The organism is Candidatus Methanoplasma termitum (genome assembly GCF_000800805.1).
Taxonomy (GTDB): domain Archaea; phylum Thermoplasmatota; class Thermoplasmata; order Methanomassiliicoccales; family Methanomethylophilaceae; genus Methanoplasma; species Methanoplasma termitum.
In genome coordinates, this window is record NZ_CP010070.1 from 1,358,927 (window position 1) to 1,382,809 (window position 23,883).

General features: G+C 48.0%; 28 protein-coding genes and 1 tRNA gene. 13 read left to right on the plus strand and 16 right to left on the minus strand.

The window, feature by feature from the left end:
- Window positions 1-3 precede the first annotated feature (3 nt).
- Together proS and Mpt1_RS06600 are read right to left on the minus strand one after the other, a co-directional pair.
- Window positions 4-1,407: a proline--tRNA ligase gene (gene proS / locus Mpt1_RS06595; protein WP_048113321.1), complete on the minus strand. Its 1,404-nt coding sequence runs from the start codon at window positions 1,405-1,407 to the stop codon at window positions 4-6.
- 4 nt (window positions 1,408-1,411) lie between these two features.
- Window positions 1,412-2,359: a ribose-phosphate diphosphokinase gene (locus Mpt1_RS06600; RefSeq protein WP_048113323.1), complete on the minus strand. Its 948-nt coding sequence runs from the start codon at window positions 2,357-2,359 to the stop codon at window positions 1,412-1,414.
- A gap of 93 nt (window positions 2,360-2,452) precedes the next feature.
- On the opposite strand from Mpt1_RS06600, the gene Mpt1_RS06605 reads away from it, so the two are divergent.
- Window positions 2,453-2,746 (plus strand): DUF357 domain-containing protein, encoded by a 294-nt coding sequence (locus tag Mpt1_RS06605; RefSeq protein WP_048113326.1) that lies wholly within the window; start codon window positions 2,453-2,455, stop codon window positions 2,744-2,746.
- On the opposite strand, the gene Mpt1_RS06610 is transcribed toward Mpt1_RS06605, so the two are convergent.
- From Mpt1_RS06610 to Mpt1_RS06630, 4 genes are read right to left on the minus strand one after another with little or no spacing between them, the layout of a single operon-like run.
- Window positions 2,730-3,614 (minus strand): pantoate kinase, encoded by an 885-nt coding sequence (locus Mpt1_RS06610; RefSeq protein WP_048113328.1) that lies wholly within the window; start codon window positions 3,612-3,614, stop codon window positions 2,730-2,732. The two genes, Mpt1_RS06605 and Mpt1_RS06610, sit on opposite strands and share 17 nt — an antisense overlap.
- Window positions 3,611-4,801 carry a bifunctional phosphopantothenoylcysteine decarboxylase/phosphopantothenate--cysteine ligase CoaBC gene (gene coaBC, locus Mpt1_RS06615; RefSeq protein ID WP_048113330.1) on the minus strand — a complete coding sequence of 397 codons (1,191 nt, stop codon included), beginning with the start codon at window positions 4,799-4,801 and terminating at the stop codon, window positions 3,611-3,613. The genes Mpt1_RS06610 and coaBC overlap by 4 nt, the downstream gene beginning before the upstream one ends.
- Window positions 4,801-5,847: a dTMP kinase gene (gene tmk, locus Mpt1_RS07500; RefSeq protein WP_082007279.1), complete on the minus strand. Its 1,047-nt coding sequence runs from the start codon at window positions 5,845-5,847 to the stop codon at window positions 4,801-4,803. The genes coaBC and tmk overlap by 1 nt, the downstream gene beginning before the upstream one ends.
- Window positions 5,840-6,139 (minus strand): DUF167 domain-containing protein, encoded by a 300-nt coding sequence (locus tag Mpt1_RS06630; protein ID WP_048114015.1) that lies wholly within the window; start codon window positions 6,137-6,139, stop codon window positions 5,840-5,842. The genes tmk and Mpt1_RS06630 overlap by 8 nt, the downstream gene beginning before the upstream one ends.
- Before the next feature lie 175 nt (window positions 6,140-6,314).
- On the opposite strand from Mpt1_RS06630, the gene Mpt1_RS06635 reads away from it, so the two are divergent.
- Entirely contained in the window at window positions 6,315-7,139 is an 825-nt protein-coding gene (locus Mpt1_RS06635; protein ID WP_048113332.1) for a hypothetical protein, read from the plus strand.
- Here the strand turns inward: Mpt1_RS06635 and Mpt1_RS06640 are convergent.
- Window positions 7,123-7,884 carry an MBL fold metallo-hydrolase gene (locus Mpt1_RS06640; protein ID WP_048113334.1) on the minus strand — a complete coding sequence of 254 codons (762 nt, stop codon included), beginning with the start codon at window positions 7,882-7,884 and terminating at the stop codon, window positions 7,123-7,125. The two genes, Mpt1_RS06635 and Mpt1_RS06640, sit on opposite strands and share 17 nt — an antisense overlap.
- Before the next feature lie 5 nt (window positions 7,885-7,889).
- Window positions 7,890-8,375: a CBS domain-containing protein gene (locus Mpt1_RS06645; RefSeq protein ID WP_238603115.1), complete on the minus strand. Its 486-nt coding sequence runs from the start codon at window positions 8,373-8,375 to the stop codon at window positions 7,890-7,892.
- Window positions 8,376-8,489: 114 nt separating this feature from the next.
- On the opposite strand from Mpt1_RS06645, the gene Mpt1_RS06650 reads away from it, so the two are divergent.
- Window positions 8,490-8,563 (plus strand) — tRNA-Lys (locus Mpt1_RS06650).
- A 27-nt stretch (window positions 8,564-8,590) separates the two neighbouring features.
- Here the strand turns inward: Mpt1_RS06650 and Mpt1_RS06655 are convergent.
- The 3 genes from Mpt1_RS06655 to Mpt1_RS06665 all read right to left on the minus strand — a co-directional run bounded on the left by Mpt1_RS06655 (window position 8,591) and on the right by Mpt1_RS06665 (window position 12,627).
- A complete protein-coding gene (locus tag Mpt1_RS06655) occupies window positions 8,591-9,853 on the minus strand; it encodes an ATP-binding protein (RefSeq protein ID WP_048113336.1) in 1,263 nt (420 codons plus the stop codon).
- Window positions 9,854-10,371: 518 nt separating this feature from the next.
- Window positions 10,372-11,337, minus strand: coding sequence for a hypothetical protein (locus Mpt1_RS06660; RefSeq protein ID WP_048113339.1), 966 nt, complete (start codon window positions 11,335-11,337; stop codon window positions 10,372-10,374).
- 102 nt (window positions 11,338-11,439) lie between these two features.
- Entirely contained in the window at window positions 11,440-12,627 is a 1,188-nt protein-coding gene (locus Mpt1_RS06665; RefSeq protein WP_052399329.1) for an ATP-binding protein, read from the minus strand.
- A gap of 158 nt (window positions 12,628-12,785) precedes the next feature.
- Between Mpt1_RS06665 and Mpt1_RS06670 the strand changes: the two genes are divergently transcribed.
- From Mpt1_RS06670 to Mpt1_RS06690, 6 genes are all read left to right on the plus strand, one after another.
- On the plus strand, window positions 12,786-13,388 hold the full coding sequence (locus Mpt1_RS06670; RefSeq protein ID WP_048113342.1) for a GrpB family protein: 603 nt from the start codon (window positions 12,786-12,788) through the stop codon (window positions 13,386-13,388).
- A 425-nt stretch (window positions 13,389-13,813) separates the two neighbouring features.
- Entirely contained in the window at window positions 13,814-14,047 is a 234-nt protein-coding gene (locus Mpt1_RS06675) for a hypothetical protein (RefSeq protein WP_048113345.1), read from the plus strand.
- 23 nt (window positions 14,048-14,070) lie between these two features.
- Window positions 14,071-14,871 (plus strand): hypothetical protein, encoded by an 801-nt coding sequence (locus Mpt1_RS06680; protein ID WP_048113347.1) that lies wholly within the window; start codon window positions 14,071-14,073, stop codon window positions 14,869-14,871.
- Between the two features lie 134 nt (window positions 14,872-15,005).
- Complete coding sequence (locus Mpt1_RS06685; RefSeq protein ID WP_052399330.1) at window positions 15,006-16,007, plus strand: homoserine dehydrogenase; 1,002 nt, start codon at window positions 15,006-15,008, stop codon at window positions 16,005-16,007.
- 204 nt (window positions 16,008-16,211) lie between these two features.
- Window positions 16,212-16,388, plus strand: a complete 177-nt coding sequence (locus Mpt1_RS07740) for a hypothetical protein (protein WP_158386797.1) — start codon at window positions 16,212-16,214, stop codon at window positions 16,386-16,388.
- A 29-nt stretch (window positions 16,389-16,417) separates the two neighbouring features.
- The gene (locus Mpt1_RS06690; RefSeq protein ID WP_148305857.1) at window positions 16,418-16,891 is read left to right on the plus strand and encodes a GNAT family N-acetyltransferase; all 474 of its coding nucleotides are present in this window, start codon (window positions 16,418-16,420) and stop codon (window positions 16,889-16,891) included.
- 14 nt (window positions 16,892-16,905) lie between these two features.
- Here the strand turns inward: Mpt1_RS06690 and Mpt1_RS06695 are convergent, their stop codons facing one another.
- The gene (locus Mpt1_RS06695) at window positions 16,906-17,265 is read right to left on the minus strand and encodes a cupin domain-containing protein (protein WP_048114024.1); all 360 of its coding nucleotides are present in this window, start codon (window positions 17,263-17,265) and stop codon (window positions 16,906-16,908) included.
- 164 nt (window positions 17,266-17,429) lie between these two features.
- Between Mpt1_RS06695 and Mpt1_RS06700 the strand changes: the two genes are divergently transcribed.
- Window positions 17,430-18,029 carry a transglutaminase-like domain-containing protein gene (locus tag Mpt1_RS06700; protein ID WP_048113351.1) on the plus strand — a complete coding sequence of 200 codons (600 nt, stop codon included), beginning with the start codon at window positions 17,430-17,432 and terminating at the stop codon, window positions 18,027-18,029.
- A 166-nt stretch (window positions 18,030-18,195) separates the two neighbouring features.
- The gene (locus Mpt1_RS06705) at window positions 18,196-19,371 is read left to right on the plus strand and encodes a ComEC/Rec2 family competence protein (protein WP_048113354.1); all 1,176 of its coding nucleotides are present in this window, start codon (window positions 18,196-18,198) and stop codon (window positions 19,369-19,371) included.
- A gap of 36 nt (window positions 19,372-19,407) precedes the next feature.
- Here Mpt1_RS06705 and Mpt1_RS06710 read toward each other — a convergent pair whose 3' ends face one another.
- The 4 genes from Mpt1_RS06710 to Mpt1_RS06725 all read right to left on the minus strand — a co-directional run bounded on the left by Mpt1_RS06710 (window position 19,408) and on the right by Mpt1_RS06725 (window position 22,503).
- The gene (locus tag Mpt1_RS06710) at window positions 19,408-20,643 is read right to left on the minus strand and encodes a hypothetical protein (RefSeq protein WP_048113355.1); all 1,236 of its coding nucleotides are present in this window, start codon (window positions 20,641-20,643) and stop codon (window positions 19,408-19,410) included.
- Between the two features lie 48 nt (window positions 20,644-20,691).
- The gene (locus tag Mpt1_RS06715; protein ID WP_082007281.1) at window positions 20,692-21,453 is read right to left on the minus strand and encodes a zinc ribbon domain-containing protein; all 762 of its coding nucleotides are present in this window, start codon (window positions 21,451-21,453) and stop codon (window positions 20,692-20,694) included.
- A 24-nt stretch (window positions 21,454-21,477) separates the two neighbouring features.
- Entirely contained in the window at window positions 21,478-21,822 is a 345-nt protein-coding gene (locus Mpt1_RS06720; RefSeq protein ID WP_148305858.1) for a double zinc ribbon domain-containing protein, read from the minus strand.
- Between the two features lie 228 nt (window positions 21,823-22,050).
- Entirely contained in the window at window positions 22,051-22,503 is a 453-nt protein-coding gene (locus Mpt1_RS06725; protein ID WP_048113357.1) for a GNAT family N-acetyltransferase, read from the minus strand.
- Between the two features lie 103 nt (window positions 22,504-22,606).
- Between Mpt1_RS06725 and Mpt1_RS06730 the strand changes: the two genes are divergently transcribed.
- Entirely contained in the window at window positions 22,607-23,212 is a 606-nt protein-coding gene (locus Mpt1_RS06730) for a hypothetical protein (RefSeq protein WP_048113359.1), read from the plus strand.
- Window positions 23,209-23,877 (plus strand): hypothetical protein, encoded by a 669-nt coding sequence (locus Mpt1_RS06735; protein WP_048113361.1) that lies wholly within the window; start codon window positions 23,209-23,211, stop codon window positions 23,875-23,877. The genes Mpt1_RS06730 and Mpt1_RS06735 overlap by 4 nt, the downstream gene beginning before the upstream one ends.
- Window positions 23,878-23,883 lie beyond the last annotated feature (6 nt).

Consider the following 23,883-nt stretch of genomic DNA (forward strand, 5'->3'; position numbering starts at 1 on the left):
TGATCACATTGTACGTGCGGCAAGTGTGTACTCATCTGTCTCTTTGCCACATATTATGCATTTGCCCTTGTATCCTTTCTCTTTCGGATACGGCTTCCCGAGTATCTTCATTTCAGTCTTATCTTCGAAAGCGTGGCCGCACTCTTCGCAACCGCACCACCCGAGTTTCAGGACCTTATCTTCGGGAATGTCATCGAGTGAGCTGATCTCACTCACTCTGGACATTTGTATCTTCTTTGCTCTTTCAAGGAGCGTTGAGCTGATCATTTTCAGGATCAGGTCCACGCCGCTCCCTACTGTGCTGATGTCGATCGTCCCCTTCTCTCCGGTGTCCCTTCTGGCAAATGTTACCACTTTGTTGTCGATGTCCCTTCCGCCCAACTCCAATCTGAGCGGTACGCCCTTGATCTCCCAATCGTAGTATTTGCTTCCCGGTCTGATGTCCCTGTCGTCTACTTTCACTCTTATTCCGTGCTCTGTGAGTTTAGAGGCGAGGCTGCGTGCCGCTTCTGCGACCATCGCACCGTTGTCCTTTGACTGTATCGGAATAATGACTGCTTGGAACGGTGCTATGTCAGGCGGCATTATCAATCCCTTATCGTCCGAATGCACACCTATTATTCCTCCGAGAAGCCTTTCGCTCATTCCATAGGTTGTCTGGTGAACATGCTTGTGCTCGCCTTTGTCATCCTCATAGGTGATCTCATACGGTATCGAGAAATTAGTGCGGTAGTGGTGAATGGACCCCATCTGCAGCGTTTTTCCGTTTGGCATGACGGTGTCGATACCGACCGTGTAATATGCGCCGGGGAACTTGTCCCACTCCGTCCTTACAGATAAGAAGTACGGCAGGCAGAGCCTTTTTGCAACCTTGGACAGTATTTCGGTGTCCTCTTCGATCTGCCTTTGTGCGTCCTCTTCGGATACATGACAGGTGTGTGATTCGAAGAAATGGATCTCCCTCACTCTCATGAACGCTCTTGTCTGCTTCGTCTCATAGCGGAACACATTCACGATCTGATATATCTTCAGCGGAAGATCTTGATGTGATCTTATCCAGAGAGCGAACATCGGATACATTGCCGTCTCGGATGTGGGGCGCAGAACGAGCCTTACGTCGAGTTCGTTAAGGCCGGCATGCGTGACCCAGTACACCTCCGAATCGAACCCTTTGATGTGGTCCTTCTCCTTTTTGAACTCGGTCTCCGGTATCATAAGAGGAAAACATACTTCGTCGTGACCGGTGGCATCCAGTTCTTTTCTAATGAACTCGTCAATATGCTTCATGGCTTTCCAGCCGTAGGGGGTCCAAACGTTCATTCCCTTTATCGGGTATCTTTTGTCGGACATACCGGCCTTCTCGACTATCTCCAAGTACCAGTCACTGAAGTTATCCTCCTTTTCCATAAGATCACTTTTCCTTTTTCAGTGCGCCGCGTATAGTTCCTTTTACAGAACCGCGGGGTTTTTTCTTGTTCCTCGCAACATCTTCTTTCAACGCATCGCAGATTATGTCGGCGACCGAGATGAGCGATACTTCGTTCTCAAGCGTGTTGCAGCAGAGAATGTTTGCGAATGCGTTCCCGGTAAGCCTCTCAAGAGCATTATTCACGAACACGCCGTGTGTGCAAGCGACCGATATGCTCCCCGCACCCGCTTCCTTGAGTGCTTGTTTTGCGGCGATTATCGTACCGCCTGTGGATATCATATCATCCACAATGAGGATGTTCTTTCCTTTGCAATCTATCGTCGGATCTGAGTCTATCTTCACTTCTGAACCGGAAAGACGGGTCTTGTCGAAATAATCATATTCCAGACCAAGTTTTTCACCGACAGCTTTTGCACGGTCCTTTGCACCTTTGTCGGGAGACATAACCATGTCTATTTTTTTATTTTTGAAGTGTTCTGCGATCGCGGGTGCCGCTTTGAGATCCTTATGCGGACAATCAAAGTAGTCGAGTATCGCTTCCTTGTGGATATCGATGGTGAATACACTGTCGCATACCAAGCCAAGATGTTTTGCCATTACTTTGGCGCTCTCAGGCTCTCCTGGTTTGAATATCCTGTCCTGTCTGGCATATCCGAAATACGGGATCACCAGGATCACCCTTTTCGCACCCATCTTCTTTACCGCATCTTGAAGAAGGAACATCTCGATCATATTAGAATCGGGATAGGTGTTCTGAACTATCACCACATCATCGATCAACTCATCCTTTCCTAGCGATTCGGTATCGATCCTTGTATAGCACTCGCCGTCCGGGAACTTTGTTGTAGCTGCTCGTATATATGCGCAACCGAGTTTGGTCGAGAGCTCCTTTGCAAGATCCTTGGAAGACGATCCCCCTACTATTATCATGTTTCCCGCATAAGCATAATATTATAATTAAATGTCCCCAGAGGGCTGCCGCGCAGTCAATCTTTTTATCATCGGGAGGCATAATCACTGCCGATGAACAACACCGTTTCCGAAGAAAAGATCGACAGATATCTTGAGATAACAAAGAAAGCGCTGGAAAAGCTCAAGATAGCGGCCCCTGACAGGTCCTTCGGGAAAAGACTTGCCGATGACTTCCTTGATATGGCAACATCATATTACAACGATGCGAAGCACTTCAGAGACGTGGGGGATCTTGTCACGGCATTCGCAGCCGTCAATTACGCACACGGGTGGTTGGACTGCGGTGCGAGGATAGGTCTGTTCGATGTCGGAGAGGACGACGTCCTCTTCACACTCTTTGAATGATGTGTGCTGGCTCATTGGTGGACGATGTCGAGAATATTTTTCCTTCGCCCAATACTTCCCTGACTTCTTTCTCCGGTGCATCAGTGAAAATGCTGTTTCCGAGCATGCACATCGCAGACCTTATTCCGTTCTTTTTGAGCAGCTCGATCGCTGCATCAACAGCCTGACCTCGGACATTGGCCTCGGCCGAAAATTTGTTTGATATCTCGAACAGCGACCTTTTTACCGCATCACTGTCATTTTTTGTCATATCGTTAGTCCTGAACTCCAACATGGCTGTGCCGCCCGCTTCGCTTATGGATCTGAGCTTGCCGGCATTCCCGAGAACTCCCGCCGTGCTGAGTTTATCGCCCAGCACAACAACGGTCATTGTTTCAAAGGAAAGTTTCATATCATATACTCTGCCGACCGGCGGGAGACCTGCCTTGATCCTTATCGGAACGTCGCCTTCATGCATAAGCCCCGAGACATCCCCGAGTCCGCCTCCGCATATGGCATCGGCGGCATGCGCCGCTTCGAATGCTTCCCTTCTGCTCTTCCCGGTCATCTCCGCTAAACACAAGGCCGCTGCGACCGCTCCGGATGCGCTCATTCCGAACCCTTGCCCCGGCGGGACCCTGCACTCGACATTTACCTCGAAAGTACGGCCCGATGCCATATGACCCAGGACATGTCTCGTTATCTTTGCTTCATCCTCTTTTCCGTCGATAATGACCTTTGTTCTTCCTTTGATCTCATCCACGTGAACGATGGAGCCGGCCCCTAGCCTGATGCCGACTCCTTCCGACCCCCTCTCCAATATATTGCGGAAGGATTCGGATGGTTTGAAGAAACAGGTTATGTGTGCCGGACAGTATGCTGATGTCATAGGATCTCGGCACAGTAATTCAGTATCCCATCGGACACCTCTATCTTAGTGCCGGTGATGTTCTTCGACCCGTCGCGGCAGACCAATATGGCGGATGACGTTGACCTGCCCGCCACGTCGATGTCGTTTGCGACCACCGCCTTGAGGTCATATTCTTCCAGCCTTTGCCTCGCCTTCTTTTCGAGTTCTTCTGCTGTGAGGCCGGACTCCGCCTTGAATCCTATTACGTTATCGCATCTCTTCCTTATCATCGGAAGCACCTTCGGGACCAGCTTTAATTTTATGTCGAAAGATGCCGTGCTGGGTATTTTCCCGTCTACCTTCTTTGCGGGTGTGAAATCGGCCAACGCGGCCGGCATTATCACAAGGTCGTGATCGATCATGTCCAACATTTCGACCAGATCGGACACTTCTGTGAACCTTTTTGTTTTTAAGAAATCGGGCAGCGTCGTACTGCACCCTCCCATCCAGAGTTCGACGTCCGCTCCCCTCTCGAATGCGCGTTTTGCGAGTGCCAGAGCCATCATTCCCGTGGATCTGTTCGTTATCATCCTCATGGAGTCGATCGGTTCTTCGCTCCGTCCTCCGATGATGAGTATCCTGCGTCCGGAAAGATCTGTTCTCGATAAAAGTCTGATCGCCCATGAAACGATCTCTTCCTTGGAGGCGACCTTTGCTCTTACACCGTCCCTGTGGGGTCCGATTATGTGCACGCCCCACTCCGCTAGGGTCCCGAGATTCTTCGAGACCGCGGGGTTGTTGATCATGTGCTCATGCATCGCTGGTGCCACCGCAACGGGTATCTTGCTTCCCAATGCTACGCTCGCCATAGACGTCACGGCTGTGTCGTCTATTCCATTGGCCATCTTGGAGATCGTGTTCGCCGTGGCGGGATATACAATGAAAAGGTCCGCCGCGGAGGGGTCGCCGATGTGCGTTATATGTTCTGTCTGCCCACTCAGCTCTGTTATCGGCTTCACTCCGCAAGCAAACTCTATTGCATCCGGCGCCACAATCTTAATGGCATTCTGGGTCATTACAGGGATCACCTTTGCCCCATTCCTTACAAGCTCCCTTATCACCGAAAAACACTCGACCGCAGCTATACTTCCGGTTATTCCGATCACTATTGTCTTTCCTCTCAGTCTGTTGCTTTTCTCACAATATATCTCTTCTGACGGATGCATCAAAACCTTCTCCTTGAAAATATCTCTTTTAATTCTGCGATTATCTTGCTCGCTATCTCTGCCTGGCTGCCTTCGGCGTCTATTACCATAAAATCGAACTCGTCGGCGAGCCTCAGATATTCCCTTCTTACATTATCCAGATACTCGAATTGCTCATACTTGCTGAGCTCGTCCCGATCTCCGATCCTGCTCAGGCTCTTTTTAGCATCTATGTCCAATAGCACAGTGAGGTCGGGTGTTGTCATTATCTGCTTGTTCAGGGATATCAGCCACTCTCTGTCCAGCGCCTCTCCGTTGAGGCCCGATGACTGATATGCGACCGTGGATGCGAAATACCTGTCGCAAATGACTATAAGTCCTTCGAACACCCACTCTATTATCTGCTGCGTGTGCACTGCGCGGTCGGCTGTGAAAAGGAGAGCTTCGGCTTTTTGGGATATGCCCTTTATCTTCCCTCCCCTTATGACGCTGCCTATCTCATCATGTGTGGGTTCCTGGGTGACCTTGACCGAATAACCTTCGGAAGTGAGCCTTTCTTCAAGAATACCGCAGAGTGTGGATTTGCCCGCACCGTCTATGCCTTCGATAACGAGGAACGCACCTGCTTTCAGAGACTCACCATCCGTAACCGTATCATATCCTGATTTAATACCGCTTGTGCCGAAAGACAGCCTTTCCACCAGCGTATCCAGCGATTCTACGTCCTTGATATATTTTTTACACAGATGCGACAGCTTCGCCCTTATTTCCGTGTTGTATGCGGAGTCCAAAGATGCCAGCTGACGTTCCGTCTCATGAGCTATGACCCCGCCTTTATGATCCCAATCCGTCAGAATGATCGCTTTTTTGCCATGAGCGGAGACATATTCGGCGGCTTTTATAGGCCCGGCCTCGGCCTGTATCATGAAGATGTGCCTGTTTATTCCCAAACGCCGCAAAGCTTTCTTATCTTTGATGCCTTCAACAAGAATAATGTGGTCCGCCGAGAGTTCCTTTAATTCTTCCAGGATCGCTTCGATCTCGGCCAGCCTCTCTTCGTCATTCAACTTGACCCCTCAGTTTTGAAACGATCATTACGGGGTCGCCCTTGATGAAAACGGTCTTCTGCCTGCTCGTGTGCCCCGATAATATTGAGGACGGCGCCCCTGTGACCTCGCTGAAGAGTTCTTCCACCTCTGCGTTTGCCTTCCCGTCAAGCGGCGGGGCCGTCACTTTCACTGTAAGCCTCTTGCGCCAGCCGTCTATGCCCTCGATACCGTGCCTGCTTGATCCCGGAGATACCAGCACGTCTGCTTCGACCCCCGACCCCTTTATTCTGATGACATCCTCGATCGGCATCCTGCGTAAGATGTCTCCGATGGTTATTATCTTTGTTTCTTCTGAGTTCCCGATATGTAAAAATATGTGTTTAATATGATAAGCCCATACCGTTACAACAGGATGGATGGTTTGTATTTCCCGAGAATTGGGAAAGAATAAATCATAATTAATTGCAGGGAAAATAGGGGTGCTGATGTTGAAGAATTCGGATTCCATGTCATTCGAGGACCTTGGCGCAATATACAGGGTGGAGAAGAAATCTCCCACATTATCTCCAATAAGGAAGGATCTGTATCCGGCGATGGCCGGCTTAATAATGACTTTGAAGTCCGAATATGAAGGATGTCTTTCCAAAGACCCCGACTCGATAATCTGCGAGGGGGCCAACCAACGACGCAAGAAAGCGGTTTCTATGTCCAAAGAGATCACAGAAATGAGGATGGGTAAGATCGCTTCGCTCGCTCTGATAGGCGCCAGAGGCGGGCAGAATCTCTTGGACCATCTCACTCCCGAAGAGCGCGAATACTATACCATGGTCCTTGACATCTCAAGGAAGCATGTCGAGATAGTTGACAAACTGAGCGGGAAGAAAAAATATGAGATACCCGAAATAGATGAGAGACCAAAAAAAGAAAGGAAAGCTGCCGAACCGATAAAGGAAAAACCTGTCGTTGCAGAGCCGGTGCCGCCTGCGAAACCTGTTTTCAAAGAACCCCTCCGCCCGGAGCCGGAAGCAGAGGTCATACCGGAAGACGAGGCCGAGGAACTGCCTCAGGAAGACTACGGTTATGCTCCTGCCGTTGTCAAGGAACATAAACCCGCTAAGAAAGAACAAAAAGAAGAACCGGCAAAGGAAGATGAGCTTGTCGTGATAAGGATATTGGAGGATCTTCCGCCTTTCTCTGGCCCGGACAGGAATTATGAGCTCACCAAGGAAGATGTGGTCAGGATGCCGAGGGCAATGGCCATGGCCCTTGTAAACAGAGAAAAGGCCGTGCTGATCAATCCCGGACCTTGATGGTCCTTGTGTCCCCGGGGAACTCAAGACAGTCGATATTCAATCTTTTTATCCCGGTCAGCTCCGCAACCGTCTCTCTCGCAATGTCCGGGGCATTGTTGGTCTTGCTCAGATGTGCCAGGAATATCTTTCTGCGTTCGTTCATTGTCCGTTTTATGGCTCCTGCACAATCGACATTCGCTAAATGCCCCATTTCGCTTGCTATGAGTTTTTTCAGATACGGCGGATAGGGGCCTTCCGCAAGCATCTTCTTGTCATAGTTGGATTCGATGACGGCCACATCCGCCTGTTTCAATGCATGTTCCACCTGGAACGTAATCTTTCCAGTGTCGGTCGCGACCAGGACCTTTTTCCCCTCTGCCTCGACAAAAAAGGCGTTCGGATCCACCGCGTTATGGGAGGTGGGAAGTGGGATTACGACCATATTCCCGATACAGAACGACCCCATCGTTTTTATCTCGGAATACTCGACATTGCTGAGACCGCTGCTGTCGTATGTGGCTTTGTTGCAGAAAACCGGGATGTTGAACTTCCTTGATACCGCACCGGCGCCTGCGATGTGATCGGAATGTTCGTGGGTGATAAGCAGCGCTTTCAACGCCCTTTGATCTATGCCTTCTTTCTCCATCAGCTCTCTGGTCCTCCTGCAGCTGATGCCGGCATCGATCATTATGGCTTCGTCCTCGAACTGTATAATGGTGCAGTTCCCATCGCTTCCGCTTGCGAGTACGTGTACCTCAAACATCGCTTTCAGATCTTTTTCTTGTAAATGTGGAATATGATGTCAGACCTGGACAGGATACCCACCAGAATACCTTGTTCCAGTACCGGCAGGCGATTGACGTTGAGCTTCATCATCTTTTGAAGGGCACGGGAGATCACCTCATCCGGTGCTGTGCAGAGGACCGTTCTTATCATTATGTCCTCGACCTTCATCTCGGAGATCTCTTTATTCGCTTCCACCAAGGCCGGATCGGCAACGTCACCGTCCATGGGAACGCTCAGAAGGGACTGAGTGGTGCTCGGGTCTTTGTCCAACTTGTCCTGATACCTTATTATGAGGCTGAGAACATCGAACTCGGTTATCATTCCAATGACATGGTTCCTGTTGTCCACTACCGCTGCGCCGGTCACATTATCGACTGCAAGCTTGATTATGGCACGTTTAACTGTATCCGTCGGTTTGACGGTCAGCACCTGTGTGGTCATTAGATCCCTAACCCTTAATTCCTTCATTGATTCGTAATATAACCTCGACAATATATGAGTTTGTATACGCTGATTGCCGTACCCCCTGAATAAATAAAAACAGACAGTTTTATCTACAATAATGTAATCAAGAGGCTCACGGGGCCTGTAGCTCAGCTAGGTAGAGCGATCGACTCTTAATCGATCGGCCAAGGGTTCGAATCCCTTCAGGCCCGCTTTTACAAAATCTTGTTTTTTCTGCATTAGTCTTTTAAGCACCCTATCGGCACGACGTGTATCCCGTCCTTGCGTGTGTATGCATATTCTGTGGCTGTTACAACGGCCAGAAATGATGGTGAACCCATCGTCTCGCTCTCGACCTTTTCTTTTATTTTCAGAAGGTTGTTCGCCGCGTCTTCGATCATTCCGGCTCCGAGCTTGACTTCAACCGCCCCCCACTTTCCGTTATGAAGATGAATTATTGCATCCGCTTCCAGCCCGTTGCGGTCGTGATAATGTAACACTTCGCCTCCCAGCGAACTTGCGTAGACCCTCAGATCCCTAATGACAAGTGATTCGAAAAGAAGTCCGAATGTTCTCGGATCGTTCATCAGGTCTCTCGCCGATGCGCCTAAAAAATATGCTGCAATGGCCGGATCCGTGAGATGTCTGGTGTCTGTCACTCTGATTGTTGTTCTGGAACGCAGATTCGGCGTCCATGCTGGCAGGTCATCTATGACGTGTATCTTTCTCAGAGCCTTTTCGTATGACCTCAGAGTATTGATGTGAACCGCCCCTTTATCCTTTTTTTGTAGGTCTGCCACAATAGTCGTATCCGTTGCCGATGTGGATATGTTCCTTGAAATCGACCTCAGCACCAGACGCATCTTGTCCCGGTCACGTTCCACTCCGTCTGCTGTCTTGACTTCCGATCCGAGTATGGTCTCGCAGTAACCTTTTATCTGATTATGTGCAACGGATGGGCTTTTTCCGACCGAATTCGGCCATCCTCCCCTTGTGATCCGTTCAGCAATATCCTCTAAGGAAAGACGAGAGATACCGGACACTTCTTTCCCCAAGAACATTTCCGATAGGGAAACTTCTCCTGTGGAATCACCCGATTCAAAAAGACTCATCGTATACATACGCATCCTGCTGATCCTTCCAGCGCCGGAGTGCATTATCTTCGACTCGTCGATAGTGACGGACCCTGTCAATATATACAGGCCCTCCTCAGACAGCTTATCCACACTGAACCTCACCGCATCCCAGATGTTAGTTTCATCCTGCCACTCATCGATCAGTCTCGGTTTTTCCCCGTCCAAAAGCTGAGAAGGTTTGACGGCGGCCATCAGTTTGTATGTTTCTTTTTTATCAGGATCTTGCATATAGACGGCACTCTTTGCGACCTGCTCGGCGGTCGTGGTCTTGCCACAATATTTCGGCCCAACAATAGATACGGCACCGAATGCTTCCAACATATCTCTCAGCTGCCGATCCGCTATTCTAGGCCTGTAGTCTTTCATATATCTGTCATTAATATCCAGACATATATAATTATTGTAATTGACAATGTTTTGTTGTTGTAATTGACAATGTTTTGTTGTTGTAATTGACAATGTTTTGTTGTTGTAATTGACAATGTTTTGTTGTTGTAATTGACAATGTTTTGTTGTTGTAATTGACAATAAAATATTATGCATTTTGAAAATATTTTCTGACTGCGGAATGTGTATCCAATTAATGTTTAGTTGACTCCAAAATGGAGTCGAAGGTCAAATCCCTTCAGGCTCGCTTGTCGACCACCAAAGATCATTTCATTTCGATTTCAAAAAGAAGCACCGCAGCAGACAAAGGATAATGCTCTACTCCCCTCCACTCAACAAATATTTTGCCAATAGTAATTATTACTATTTTTTCCCACGAATAATGTGTCAAACTCACCAATAAAAGCGCAGCCTCAACTCCACCAGATTCTATACTGTACTAAATCCCTTCTGGCGAATTAACACAAAACGTTCCGCCTATATTTTGACATATTTCGTCACTCAAGACGGCTTAACAGCCTGATACATAGGAATGAAAGATACGGCGACACAGTTTTCTTTTGCCCAAAGTCCCAATCCTTACATTTCTGATATACGGATTCCGGAATGAACAATCCGTCCGGATCTTGTTTGCTTTTTATGATCTCGATCATTTCACAGAACCTTGTATCCTTCCTCGCACACTCGAACTTACTGAGACAGTCTGTGACGCTCACGATGTCATACCACATGGCGGGAGCTTTCAGTTTTCTGAAATCCGTGCCTGTGTAGAACATGTACGGATGTCTTTCGAGACTGTTCTCCCAAAGGGACAGAATAGCATCTATCCCTCTTTTTGCGACATCGCTTTTTCTGTATTCATCGATCTCTGCGTAAAGATTCAGCATCGAAAGCGTTGCAAAGGGGCAGCAGTCTCCTTTCCGTCCGGGTCCTCTGAATGAGCCGTGCTCTTCGGAGACCGAACAGGGGAACCCTTGTTCGTTGATCAGTGTCGTTAAATGATCGACCCCCTGTTTTACATGCTCTCTGTAGTCGATTTTGGCGAGGAGAAGCGCACGGAGCAGCAAAGGTGCGTCGCACAAGCACCATCCGAACACATCCTCGCCCTTTCCGCCGTAATGTTTAGGGATGTTGGTCTTGGACTTATAAACTCCAAATTTATCCTTGTGGCTCATTATCTGTTTCACTGCGTTCTCTATTTCCGTGATCTCTGTGTTGAAGCCATTGTCGAGTAGGAACAGAAGCTGATTTATCGGGAGATCGGGCGCTTTGTGATTGCTTACCAGTATACCATGAAAGTCTGAAACGCCTTTGAGGTACGCTCGGATCCTCTTGTCTCTCAGTGCTTCACTTTTCAGTTCTGATAACATCTTTTTATCTTCATTCAGAAGATTATGTCTTATTGAGAATTGAAGCCACGGCTCACTTACAGATAGAAGCTTTTCCGTCCTGAGATCGCCCATGTGATTATGTACCGTTTGTAACTATAAAAATATGGTAAGTCCCTTCGATCCCGCTTGTTATCCGTTTTCCGGACGACTTGGATTCATTTTGCAGAACTGTTGTTATTTGCTAAGCAGCCAATCTATGATGTTCACACGCTGTATCCCATTATAAGTTCCGAGACCTACCCGGTCCATTGTCAGGATCACTCTTGCGTTCCCGTCATTCATTCCTGCCAGCGGCCTGGTCTCCCTTTTTTCTATGTTCTCATCCAGAACAGTCATGGATACCTGGTAATACTCCCTTTGTCCGCCTTTGTCCGCAACAAAATCGATCTCTGCATCGCCAAGCTTTCCGACCTGTACGTTATATCCCCTTCTGAGAAGTTCCAGGAAGACCAGATTCTCTATGGATCGACCAATGTCCCGGGAATATTCACCTATTGAAGCGTTCCTCATTCCCATATCCGTGCAGTAATATTTTGACGGTGTCGTCAGAATCATCTTTCCGCGCATATCATATCGTTTCGCCTGATAGAACATCAGAGCCTCGCATATCGCCTCCAGATAACTCTCAGCGGTTTTGTTGTCTATTCTCAGCTGCTTTGAAATGGAGTTCCCTGATATCGGGTTGCCTATCTCAGAAAAAAGATAATCAATGACCCTCCGAAGCGTTGACACGTCGGTCATTTTCTTTCTAACAGAGATATCGTTGACCATTATGTCCGAACGTATTGCGCCGAGGATGTCGAATGCGTCTTCTCCGGACATACTTTTCCTTATGATCGGCATAGAACCTATCGAAAGGTAGTCATTGAATGCACTCTCGTCATCTTTGAGAGCATTCAGTTCTTTGAACTCTTTAAATGAAAGAGGAAGCATATTGATCGAGACCGACCTTCCTGTCAAATGTGTAGCCAGCTCAACCGACAGCAGACGTGCGTTCGATCCGGTGAGATAGATGTCCGCGTCTGTATCGACCAGCAGAGAGTCGATCACTCTCTCCCATCCGGTCACGTTCTGTATCTCATCCAAAAGGAAATAGCTTCTTTCAACAGACACCTTTGACATCAGATGTTCATACAGCGTGTCCGCATCGAGAAGATGTTCGTTGGTCTTCGAGTTGAGATCTATGTTGTGTATGCTCTCTTTACTGACACCATTCTTGACAAGAAGATCTCTGTATTGGCGCATAAGCGTCGATTTTCCGCACCTTCTCATCCCCGTGATTATTTTTACAAGGTCGACCTGATCCTTATACCTTGATAATTTTTCCAGATAGTCGCTGCGGATGACGATATCTTTTGCCATAGTTGGAGACATGCTTTCAATGATATAAATATTAGGATATCTTTCCTAAAAGTTTTAAAAAATGAAAAAGATAGGAAATGTTTCCTAAAAATTTCATTTTTATCAGAATAGGGCCCCGCTTTCTAAAAAATATTATAGATAAGAGCGGATGACAACCTGTGGATAATCACCCGGACCTTGAGACCGATGAGGGACGGCGAGCCCGAATCTATCCTATCATATTGAGTGAGTACGATCCTAAATGGTCGCAATGGTACGCCGAAGAAAGGACGCGGCTGATCAGCTTGATCGGTGGCGAAAATATCATCCGAATTACACATATCGGAAGCACATCCGTCCCGGGAATGACGGCAAAGCCAACGGTGGATATTTTGTTGGAGGTCGCCGAAAGTGTTGATATTGAAGATCTGATCGCCGCTTTGCCGGTGCATGAGTATATCTGCCTTCGGCAACAGACGATCCCAACTGTTGACCGCGTTATTTTCCTGAAAGGATATGCCAATACTGGCTTCTCTGAAAGAGTGTTCCACATCCATGTGAGAAACCCCGGCGATTGGGATGAGTTGTATTTCCGTGATTATTTGGCAGCCCGCCCCGACATCGCCTCCGAATACGCTGCTTTGAAGCGAAGATTACTCAATGCTTATGAACATGACCGCGACGGATATACGACAGCAAAGGGGGAGTTTGTAAAAGAACATACAAACAGAGCCAGAGAGGAAGCGAAAAGCATCATTAAAGAAGAAAGTAGACCGCCTTAAGCTAACTTACTCTCAACTCCTCACTTTTATCTCAAATGATGCCTTTATTCCTGTATTCACATACGACCGGAGTGTGCATGTCTGGGTCAACAATTTTCCCTGATCGTCAACGGTCTGATCTCTTATATCTGCTTTTCATTGGGGTTACTGCCGCGATGATGATCAAGGTGACCGCCACAATGATAACAACCCTTACTGCCAGTGTCATAATGTGCACTTCAACATAATGAGTGTTTTATCTTAACATATATTTTTCGACCTATCTATCGCGATCGTATCACTAAAATCTCCGGCCAGACATACGATCCTTAACATATCTGGCACTCCGTCGGATGCTGTTAATATAGGTCAACAAACCTTAAATATCCACTCTCTGATGAGATTGCGTTAATACGAGCTATACAAATTATTTTGACAGTGACGTAATGCTTCAGGAGGAACAGACCATGCAGTTCAAAGGAGAGGGAGACAAGATGCTTGAGATCCTCTCCAAATACATTGAGGAAAGTGTGGTCGATGAAGCTGACGAAGAAATATTGGACCTGCTGGTCCAGGCAAAATGCATTGAATATTCGCTCAAAGAGGGCGGCATCGTCTATGCCAAAACGAACCAATTGGGAAAAGAGCTGTTGTCCGGTTCGCAAAAAACTACTTCCTGAGATTTTGATGTGGTGGATTTACAATGTCGGTGGAAAACATATACGGTTGGGTTCCCAACATAAGAGGCAATGTCTGTAACCCGGCAAATATTAAATCAAAGATTGACGAAGCCTCTTTGAGTTATCCCAAAAGAGAGAATACGTCGGTCCTGAATATTTTTTGTGAATATGAATACGACATTTCCGGAAATAAGATAGTGGTCTCGAATGACCTATGCGGAACTGTCGAGATCAATATCCTCCATGAAGGCGGCCTCTGTTCCCTTAACATAACAAAGAATAAAATAAAAAACGATAAGGGAACAAAAGTCTGGATCGCAGAGGTCTGGAGGGGATTCAGAGAGATGATAGATGGGTGCTCAGACACCGTTTGTGACTGTACCGCCATGGTACCGATCTATCTGAATCCTGGCGAATCGCTCTACGAAAAGATCGCTGAGGTGTTCATTGAGACAATAGAGCACGAAACTGACTTTGCAAACCGCATAGTCGGGCGCATAATAAGAGAAAAGAATACAAAAACCACCAGCGGGTGGGAGACCTTGTGGAACAAATCAAGGAATCTGCAAAATGTCTCAAATGCGAACCAACTTTACTTTAGAAGATTTTTGGACATATACCGCAATGAATTCACGCCCCAAAGAGTGGACGAACTGAATAGAATGATGAACGCTTGGTGCGACAAAGCAAAAATAGCGTACGACGACAATATGCGCGAGTCCGAGTTCGGATTCAAGAAAGCGTCTGACAGACTCAACCGCCGCCGTTTCTATATCGCCGCAGCTTCGTTGATCATTGCTGTCTTAGCGATCGTTCTGTTCTAAAGATTCGGACCGTGCATAATCAGTGTCCGAACCGGTTCGGGCCGAGTTTGCGTCCGCAAAATGATGCGAATGTTCATCCCGCGGCAGAGTTGACAATATATATCAAAAACACATACGCAACTGGCTAATACGCTTTGGTAAGTGGAAAAATTGAAGTGGGCATCATGATAAACATTGCGATAATCGGGTTTGGTATAGTCGGTTCCGCCTCATATGAACTTGCGGTTAAGAACGCTAAGTTGATCAGGGAACGTGTAGGCGATTCGGTCAAAGTTAAAAAAATAGTAGATATACTCGACTTTCCTAATCACCCTGCACCGGAACTTTTGAGTAAGAACTTTGACGATGTTATGAATGACCCCACGATATCGATCGTTATCGAAACGATCGGCGGAGTGCGGGCCGCCTACGAGTTTACAAAACGTGCGCTGGCAGGCGGCAAAAGCGTTGTAACAAGCAACAAAGAGCTTGTTGCGACGCACGGCGTGGAACTTACGGACCTCGCGAAGAAGAACAACGTCCACTACCTTTTCGAGGCCAGCGTCGGCGGCGGTGTCCCCATAATCCGCCCGCTCAAACAATGCTTGGCCGCTAACGAATTTGAAGAGATATACGGCATACTTAACGGAACCACCAACTATATCCTCACAATGATGCGTGAGGAAGGGAAATCCTTTGAAGAAGCTCTTAAGGAAGCACAAGCCAAAGGCTACGCCGAGAACGACCCCACCGCTGATATCGAAGGTTATGATACAGGCAGAAAAATAGCCATTTTGGCCTGGACCGTTTCCGGACAGCTTGTCCCTATTGAAAAGATCGACAGGAAAGGGATCTCGAATATCACCGTTGAGGACATTAAAAAAGCAAAAGCCGCCGGTAAAGTGATCAAATTGATCGGCAGGGCCAAGTTCACTGGCGGAAAGGTCCGCTGCACGGTCGCACCCGAAGTCATACCTCTGAACGATCCGATGGCCATTGCCGACGATGTTTACAACGCCATTGCCGTCAGAGGCAACTTTATCGGCGACGTGATGTTCTACGGGCCGGGTGCCGGCGGGGCAGCGACCGCCAGCGCGGTCATGGGCGATGTCATCGAGATCGCCAGGATCACAGCCGCACACAGCAAGAACAAGTGAATATTACACTCATGCCCGACCCGAATGCAAAAAGGAAATATCAGACACCGTAAAACAGTGCATACACTGTGGTTTCGTCATTAATGATTCACCCGAAAAAGAAAAGCTGCATATTTATGGCTACAGAGATGATTTCCTTTCAACCCCAAATGTACAGACATACAAAGACAATACATACCCCGTGAATTTAGAAAAAGGGGGCACATGGAACTTGAGATCAAGGAAGATTGCATCATCACCGCAAAATGCAGCTTCAGAAAATGCACTTACTCGGCAAAAAAAGACAAAGAAAAAAATTCAGCTAACGATGAATCCGTTCACCGGCAAAATGAAATTTTTCGTTGTAAATTATCAGCGCCAGTGACCTGCACCTATAAATGATTTAAAGGAGAGCCGCATACCCGACCCAGGTGTTACGTTTGGAGATAGTGAGGGCTTGCGAAGACGATCTTCCAGAGATACTCGCATTGCAGAGGCTGGCATTCTACGATAACAGCATACGTTACGGTGACCCGAACATGCCTCCGATGCCGCAGACCCTTGACGAATTGCGTGCGGAATCCAAGGGTAAAGTGTTTCTCAAAGCCATTGAGAACGGTAAGATAGTAGGCACCATCAGAGGCCATATGGATGGAGAGATATGCAGAGTAAGTAAGGTTATGGTCCTTCCTGACCACCAGAACCGAGGCATAGCGCATAAACTCCTGGATGCGATCGAGGATGAATTCAGAGTGCGGGTGTTTGAGCTCAAGACCGGATATCTGGACGATAAGAACATCCATCTTTACAAGAAAGTGGGTTACGTTCTCACCGGCGAGAAGTTCTGGGAGACCGAAACGCTTTGCTTCGTCCGTATGAGAAAAGAAAAGAACAGTCCCCCGTGATCTTTTCAAAAAGATTATTTTACCGTCGTTACATTGGGTTCGGGGAATGATACCGTTAACATCATTTTGAATCTCTCTTCCGCAAAGACAGCATGCGGGATCCCGGCAGGCATAATGATCGCTTCGCCTTTTTTGAGGATGTATTCTTTTTTGTCTATCGTGATCTTCCCGACGCCGTCAAGCGCGAACACCATGGCGTCGCCGCCCGATTTGTGGGCGCTGATCTCTTCGCCCTTATCAAAAGCGAACAATGTCAAACTGTGGCGGCTGTTCTGCGCCAGCGTTTTGCTTACGACCTGACCCGTTTGGTACCCGACCTGGTCTGCCAAGGGCAGTACCGTGCGGTGATCGATATTTTTGATTAGTTTTTCCATCGGTATCGTTTTCTGATATTTTTTGGGAGTTATAATCATTGTGAAACTACAGGTTTTTGTGATGGTTACATATTTTCAACCCCAACTTCCCAAAATAGAAAATATGTTGTTGAAGTTAAATAACCAAAACAACAATGCCATCAGGAATCTAACGGTGTTCGTCTATGAAATTCATACAAGAAAGCATGGAGATAAAAGATTACCTTAAGGCAGACGAACACATCGATTTCACAAATAAGTCGATACGGCAAAAGGCAGATGAACTGTTCGTTTCACCTTCGGATATGGAGAACATCAAAACAGCGTACGAGTTCGTGCGCGATGAGATACGACACTCAAGAGACATAAACAGCGACAGGGTAACGAGGTGCGCCTCCGAGGTGCTGGCTCATAAAGAAGGGCTATGTCTTTCAAAATCAATGCTTCTGGCCGCTTTGTTAAGGTGTAGCGGTATACCTGCCGGCCTTTGCTACCAAAGATTGGTCGCAGGCAGCAGCCCCAGAGCAGGATACTTCGTTCACGGATTGAATGCGGTATTTCTCTCAGATGAGGAGAGATGGATACGTTTGGATGCCAGAGGGAATAAGCAAAATGTAAATGCCCAATTCTCCACAGAGAATGAAATGATCGCCTATACCGTTCGGATCGGATACGGAGAGATGGATTTCCCGATGATATATGCAAAGCCGCCTTTGTCTGTGATCGAAGCGCTGGATAAATGCAAGAACCCGATGGAATACAGCTTTGACAGCATCGATCTGTGACCCACTTTATTGCTGGCACTGTGGCAACGGTGAAAATACGATCGCCATAACAACTGTTCATTCATATCTGTCGAATGCCGCTTAAATATGTATTGAATGATATTGATATATTGCATATGCCTGCTGAATATCGAGGTGGGATTTTCATGGGCGGTAAGAGGCAAACATGAAGAAGAAATCTGCGTCTGTCGCTGTTGTTCTGGTGCTCGCTCTGGTAGGGGGCGGTGCCGTATTGGCCACAGATGTTTTGCCTAACGAAACAGATAGCCCCGAGTCGGCAGATAACACTGACCCGGGACACTTGGATCCCGGCGACACGGATCCGGGTACAACAGTGATCGATGGCAACGGCATGAGCATCCATTTCTTAGAGTTGGGCACCAAATATACGGGAGATTGCGTCTTTATTGATTATGGGGACATCGATATCCTGATCGACGCAGGTTCGAAGACCGCTTCATCACCCACGATCATCAATTACATTAGACCTTATATACAAGACAACAAAATAGAATACGTTATCGCGACCCATGCACATGAAGACCATATTTCTGGATTCTACAGCACAAAAACCACAACAGGGGTCCTCGACGCTTTTGAAATAGGGACAATAATCGATTATCCCCGTTCGGATAACAGTACTCTCACCTCTGCCGGCAATCTTACCGTCCGCGGCAACTATGAGACTACAAGAGATAAACTGGTCGCAGAGGATGGCACCGCTCACTATACTGCACTGCAATGTTACAACAACGAGGACGGTGCACAGCGTGTATACGAGTTGGGTCCCGGTGTGACAATGGAGGTCTTATACCAACCATTCTATGAGAAAAAAGCAACCACCGAAAATAATTATTCTGTTTGCATAATGATCACAGAAAACGGTAAACAATACCTATTCACGGGCGATCTTGAAAAGGCGGGCGAAGATGCGATGGTGGACTTCTATAAAAACGACCGCGGCGGCCTGGGTCATTGCGTACTTTACAAAGGGGGACATCACGGCTCGTCGACATCTTCCAACATAAAGTTGTTGGATGCTATCACTCCCGATTATGTCATAATCTGTACTTGTGCCGGCTCACCTGAATATTCCTCTACCAAGTCAAATCAGTTCCCAACACAGGAATTCATCAATAGGATCGCATCGTATACGGATAAAGTCTACATCACAACGCTTATGGTGGATTTCAGCAAAGGCGTCTATGAGTCGTTCAACGGCAATGTCATCTTTTCGGTCAAGGACGGGGAGCCGACAGTTACGTGCAGCGGCAGCGACAAAGTGCTGAAAGATACGGATTGGTTCAAAGAGAACAGGGCGGCCCCTGCGGCCTGGACCTGACGGTAGCTTGTTTTGAGTGCACAACCCGCAGTAACGTCACTTTCCGCTCCAAAGTTCTTTCAAATTGTTTTTCCATGCTTCGGCGCCCAAGTGGATCACTCTTCCGACAAAGCTGGAACGCACGTATCTCAGAGCAGCTGTACGCTTAGCCGCCATGAAATAGTCCACATTCTCCGGTTTCCTAAGATCCGCATCAGACATCCAGATCACCTCGCGCTTGAAGTCGATGGCCTCCAGCGCCCTGTTCAGCTGTCTTGCGAATCTGTTAAAGTCGCCGCCGGTGCGGTAGACGAATGTTGCCGCATCTGTTACGGCAAACTCAACGGCGACAAATCTTCCGTCCTGGGACGGTGCGATGAGCCAGAGCAAGAAATCGTTGGGTTTCTGCGCTTCGGTTTCTTCCCCCTCGCTTGCTTCCGTTGTATTCTCCGCCGAACCTTCTTTCTTCTTGAACCCTACGTAAATCTGGGATGGATTACACATTTCTTTGAACGCTTTGTATGTTTCCGCGGCCCTTGTCTTTGAGATTCTTTCTTCCATCGCGGCCGCAAAGGGCGGCGCTATTGCGGTTATTTGGCCAAAGGATGCAGCGGCACCTTTCGGCATGATCTTTGCGATCTGCGACGCCTGCATTGACGTCAGAGATGGACATATCTCCTTGACATCAGCCAGAGACCTATCGCGTATCTCACGCAGATCCTTCTCCACTGCGTCCGCCACGGGCTCAAAGTCATATCCCATCTTACTGTAGGTGTATGTTTCATCCGCGTCCACTTTCAGTGTAAGCTCGTAGCTTCCTTTTTCCATTCCGGTGAGAAAACACAAAGGTACGCGCCTGGCCTCAAGGTTCGGCGGGAGCGAGACCACGCTGTTCCCATATACATGCACAGGAGCTGCATTGCTGCTCTTTGCTCCCGATTCGGTGAATCTTACCTCGCCGTTCGTTCTTACGATCGGGCTGCCTTTTACAAAAAGAGAGCGTAGAACGGCTTTGTTGTACGCCTCGTACAATTTATCATAGAATGGCTGGCACCAGCTCCCCATCTTTGAGAAGGCATAGTCCCCGCTGTCCGCTTTGACAGTGATCACATAGTTCGCAAGCAAAAGCGCATTCAGCTCTGCATAAGGTATCTCGAACACATCGAACAATGCCGTTACGATCAGCGCATTCTCCCCGACCTCCATCTTGACCTCGCCTTTTACGAGTGATGATTCTAGCTGTGCTGTATATTTGAATCCAGGTTTTTGTTCGTCCTTTGGTGCTGATGCCATGTGTTCAACCTCTTTGTCCGATGCTTCGCCGACAGTGTATCTGGCTCATCAGCTCAGTTTATTCCCGCATCCGCCGCAGAACTTTGTTCCGGGAGGATTCGCTTGTCCGCAGGCCGAGCATTTTCCCGCTGGGGCTGACGTCTGCTGAAGGTTCTCGCCGCAGTTGTTGCAGAAACGGACGGACTGTGCATTCTTGGCACCGCATTTCGGACATGTTTTCAGTTCCAAATTTGCTCCGCAGTTGTTGCAGAACTTGCCGGATCCCGCAGGTTTGCCACATGTTGGGCACATGGTGGTCTTGCTCTCGATCTTCCCTTCCCAGACCTTTGCATCCTTGCCCGCTTCGTCGATGTTGCGCCTTGTGGCGTCGGCGTGCACCTTAGCTACATATACTTCAGTCCTTGGGGCGCATTTCGTACAAAGCGTTGCGTCCTCATTCCAGCATTGGTCGCATGAATATTGATTGCAGCTGGGGCAGCGGTGGAAGTGTTCTTTTGCCTCGTTCTGCGCCTTTACGAACGCATTCTCATGCTCTTTGTGCCATTCTGGGGTTTTATTCTCGAAGCGTTCGGACAAAACATTTGAACTCTGACTGGCGGTGTTGCCGGCCCTGCCCACTGCACCGCCAATGGCGCTCCCTATAACGCTGGCACTCTGCCCAAATAGGCGGCTTGCCTTCTTTTTCTTATATGTCTCTGACTCAATGAAACTGGATTTATAGCCGTCATTGCATACGTCGCAATAGAACGTGAACTGGAATCCCGCATCCGTACTGTTGTCTTGATAATTTCTTGTGAATGCTTGAAGCATGTTTTGGTCCCCTTTTCTTATTTCTTAAACGAATTCCTTCTTTTTGATCTTCTTTCCGCATACAGTGCATTTTGTGTTCTCGAAGAACTGCAACTCCCCGCAGCGTTTGTTCTCGCACTTTATCAAAATCGATTTGCCGCAACTGCCGCATTTCTCATCGCCTGCGAACAGGCTTCCGCTGCAGAACGGACATTTTACTGTCAGTGCCCTGCCGCATCCCGAACATATCGCATCGCCTCTTACAATCGGTTTCAGACATGTCGGGCAGTGATATCCGAACGGACTCCTGCTGCCGCATTTGGGGCAGTAGTGGCCGTCTCTCTCTATCATCTCGCCGCAGCGGATACATGGTTGTTTATATGTTGCCATTTTCCTTTGAGACCTCCCTGTGAATTTTTTACGTTTGTTGAAACTCTCGGTCTCCCCCTATATCGTTGATAAGAACTCCCAAAAAGGCGTTCGGCTTCATCAAAAGACCCCGTACTTTGCTCCATATTTGGCCGGAAAACTTGGAACATTGGTTATCTCAATATGTAATCTTCATAGCAGATATAATACCATTCTCTCCGCCTTCGGTTCTGACATTGCCCTGATGTCTCAGACATCTATCGTAAAGGTGAAGGCGCGCTTGTGGAAGCCATAGTGCTCATAGAACTCGTGCGCCGCGAGTCTGTGGAAGTTCGAGTCGAGCTCGACCGAATTACAGCCGTTCTTCTTTGCATATTCAATGACCTCATCTAAAAGACGAGTGCCGACGTGCGTACCTCTTTTTGTCCCGTCCACAATGAGGACGTGTAAGTGAATGTATTTCCCCACGTGGTAGAAATTCTCGTTCGTGTTTCCCGCCAGATATCCGACGATGTCCGAGCCTGACCATGCACAAAGCATGATCGCTTTATCGTTGGCGAGTTCGTTTTTGTATATCTGCCCAAGCGCATCGTAGTTTAATTTCCTATCCGGCCAAAGCTGTTCCAGAAGCGGGAAGATCTTCTCAAAATCCGCTTTCTCGGCTTCCTTCACCTTTATCGCATCGGTGCTCCCTGCGGGCATGAAGGTTCATTCTTATGCCTGTTTATAAAGACTTACCGGATACGACGCACCCTTTCAGCTTATTCAACGAAACTCAAAAATATTGACACCATATCATGTGTACATGGAAAGCACTAAGGCCTGGGCCATATTCAGCATATTTGCCGCTATCATAGCCCTTGCGTTTGGAATATGGGGGCGGGACGGTGCGATGATCGCCCTGTCATGCTTTGCCGTGGTCTTTTCGATCGTGTCTTTGATGCGCTGTTCCGAGACCGTTTACAAATATTCCGTGATAATGTCCGTGTCCGTGCTCATCTGCACTATCCTGATGATCACTGTCGCCTCATACGATACGCTTGTGAACGGGAAGGCGATGTCTGACTATTGGTGGATATACCTGTCTGGCGCCATCCACGGAGCGGCGATGATCCCGCTCACCGTCATGTTCTTTTTCGTGACCGCGGCTCTCTTCGACGCATCATACAACTGGGTGTTGATGCCCGGACTGAGTTGGTTAGTGGGAACGGGTTTCCAGGTCCCTAAGTATCTTATGGTCTACGTTGTGCAATATTCGGATTTTGAAAGCGGGGTCATCTCGAACACCACCCTCACATTAACTATGTTAGTGAACATGGTCATGTTCATTGTATTCTCTCTATACCTCCGCCGGGTTTTCAAGAAGAACTTATACCTCATAACAAAGAACGGGTTGGTGAGAAGACAATGAACGCCTTTGATAAAAAAGAAAGGCGCGTCGCTTGGGCGATGCTCATCCTTTGTCCGCTGACCATGGCCCTGATGTTCATATATGTGACACTGGGATATGCCCGCGGTCTCGCCGCCGGACATCCCGAAGAGTATCTGCAAATGACCTGCTTCCTATGGGGAGTGATCATGACGATCCTGCCGATTATGCGCCTCATCCGATTGGTCGCGCTTCCGTACTGGTTCCTGGCGTTGTTGTATGCGAATATGTATCTGTATGTTATCAGTCTCTGCGAGGGTTTCTACTTTAATCTTGAATGGTGGGCAAACTTCACGCATGTGATCTCCACAATGGTCGTTGCATCGATAATCTTCATCGCATTGTGTGCCGTGCAGGCCCGCTCGCCTTCGCATGTTACTCAGGGAACAAGGGGCGGCACCATACTGATGATGCTCATGCTGGCACTTAGCTTCGGAGCCGTTTGGGAAGTAATGGAAGGTATGACGGATATCCTCACTGGCATCGACTACATGTCGTACGGCGCACAGCATACGATGGGCAACCTTGCCGCGGATGCTTTGGGCGCGGTGTTTATGACGGGCATTGCGTGGCTGATGCTTGGCATCAGAACCCCAAAAGAGATCGCGATTATGGTGCGCCTTGGCAGAAAGCACATCGAACATTGATCGATC

What these genes read in the sequence shown, in the direction of transcription:
- proS (WP_048113321.1), bottom strand. Translation starts at nt 1,407, where the DNA reads ATGGAAAAGGAGGATAACTTCAGTGACTGGTACTTGGAGATAGTCGAG.
- Mpt1_RS06600 (WP_048113323.1), bottom strand. Translation starts at nt 2,359, where the DNA reads ATGATAATAGTAGGGGGATCGTCTTCCAAGGATCTTGCAAAGGAGCTC.
- Mpt1_RS06605 (WP_048113326.1), top strand. Translation starts at nt 2,453, where the DNA reads ATGAACAACACCGTTTCCGAAGAAAAGATCGACAGATATCTTGAGATA.
- Mpt1_RS06610 (WP_048113328.1), bottom strand. Translation starts at nt 3,614, where the DNA reads ATGACATCAGCATACTGTCCGGCACACATAACCTGTTTCTTCAAACCA.
- coaBC (WP_048113330.1), bottom strand. Translation starts at nt 4,801, where the DNA reads ATGCATCCGTCAGAAGAGATATATTGTGAGAAAAGCAACAGACTGAGA.
- Mpt1_RS06630 (WP_048114015.1), bottom strand. Translation starts at nt 6,139, where the DNA reads ATGCCGATCGAGGATGTCATCAGAATAAAGGGGTCGGGGGTCGAAGCA.
- Mpt1_RS06635 (WP_048113332.1), top strand. Translation starts at nt 6,315, where the DNA reads ATGTTGAAGAATTCGGATTCCATGTCATTCGAGGACCTTGGCGCAATA.
- Mpt1_RS06640 (WP_048113334.1), bottom strand. Translation starts at nt 7,884, where the DNA reads ATGTTTGAGGTACACGTACTCGCAAGCGGAAGCGATGGGAACTGCACC.
- Mpt1_RS06645 (WP_238603115.1), bottom strand. Translation starts at nt 8,375, where the DNA reads ATGAAGGAATTAAGGGTTAGGGATCTAATGACCACACAGGTGCTGACC.
- Mpt1_RS06655 (WP_048113336.1), bottom strand. Translation starts at nt 9,853, where the DNA reads ATGAAAGACTACAGGCCTAGAATAGCGGATCGGCAGCTGAGAGATATG.
- Mpt1_RS06660 (WP_048113339.1), bottom strand. Translation starts at nt 11,337, where the DNA reads ATGGGCGATCTCAGGACGGAAAAGCTTCTATCTGTAAGTGAGCCGTGG.
- Mpt1_RS06665 (WP_052399329.1), bottom strand. Translation starts at nt 12,627, where the DNA reads ATGGCAAAAGATATCGTCATCCGCAGCGACTATCTGGAAAAATTATCA.
- Mpt1_RS06675 (WP_048113345.1), top strand. Translation starts at nt 13,814, where the DNA reads ATGCTTCAGGAGGAACAGACCATGCAGTTCAAAGGAGAGGGAGACAAG.
- Mpt1_RS06680 (WP_048113347.1), top strand. Translation starts at nt 14,071, where the DNA reads ATGTCGGTGGAAAACATATACGGTTGGGTTCCCAACATAAGAGGCAAT.
- Mpt1_RS07740 (WP_158386797.1), top strand. Translation starts at nt 16,212, where the DNA reads ATGGAACTTGAGATCAAGGAAGATTGCATCATCACCGCAAAATGCAGC.
- Mpt1_RS06695 (WP_048114024.1), bottom strand. Translation starts at nt 17,265, where the DNA reads ATGGAAAAACTAATCAAAAATATCGATCACCGCACGGTACTGCCCTTG.
- Mpt1_RS06700 (WP_048113351.1), top strand. Translation starts at nt 17,430, where the DNA reads ATGAAATTCATACAAGAAAGCATGGAGATAAAAGATTACCTTAAGGCA.
- Mpt1_RS06705 (WP_048113354.1), top strand. Translation starts at nt 18,196, where the DNA reads ATGAAGAAGAAATCTGCGTCTGTCGCTGTTGTTCTGGTGCTCGCTCTG.
- Mpt1_RS06710 (WP_048113355.1), bottom strand. Translation starts at nt 20,643, where the DNA reads ATGGCATCAGCACCAAAGGACGAACAAAAACCTGGATTCAAATATACA.
- Mpt1_RS06715 (WP_082007281.1), bottom strand. Translation starts at nt 21,453, where the DNA reads ATGCTTCAAGCATTCACAAGAAATTATCAAGACAACAGTACGGATGCG.
- Mpt1_RS06720 (WP_148305858.1), bottom strand. Translation starts at nt 21,822, where the DNA reads ATGGCAACATATAAACAACCATGTATCCGCTGCGGCGAGATGATAGAG.
- Mpt1_RS06725 (WP_048113357.1), bottom strand. Translation starts at nt 22,503, where the DNA reads ATGCCCGCAGGGAGCACCGATGCGATAAAGGTGAAGGAAGCCGAGAAA.
- Mpt1_RS06730 (WP_048113359.1), top strand. Translation starts at nt 22,607, where the DNA reads ATGGAAAGCACTAAGGCCTGGGCCATATTCAGCATATTTGCCGCTATC.
- Mpt1_RS06735 (WP_048113361.1), top strand. Translation starts at nt 23,209, where the DNA reads ATGAACGCCTTTGATAAAAAAGAAAGGCGCGTCGCTTGGGCGATGCTC.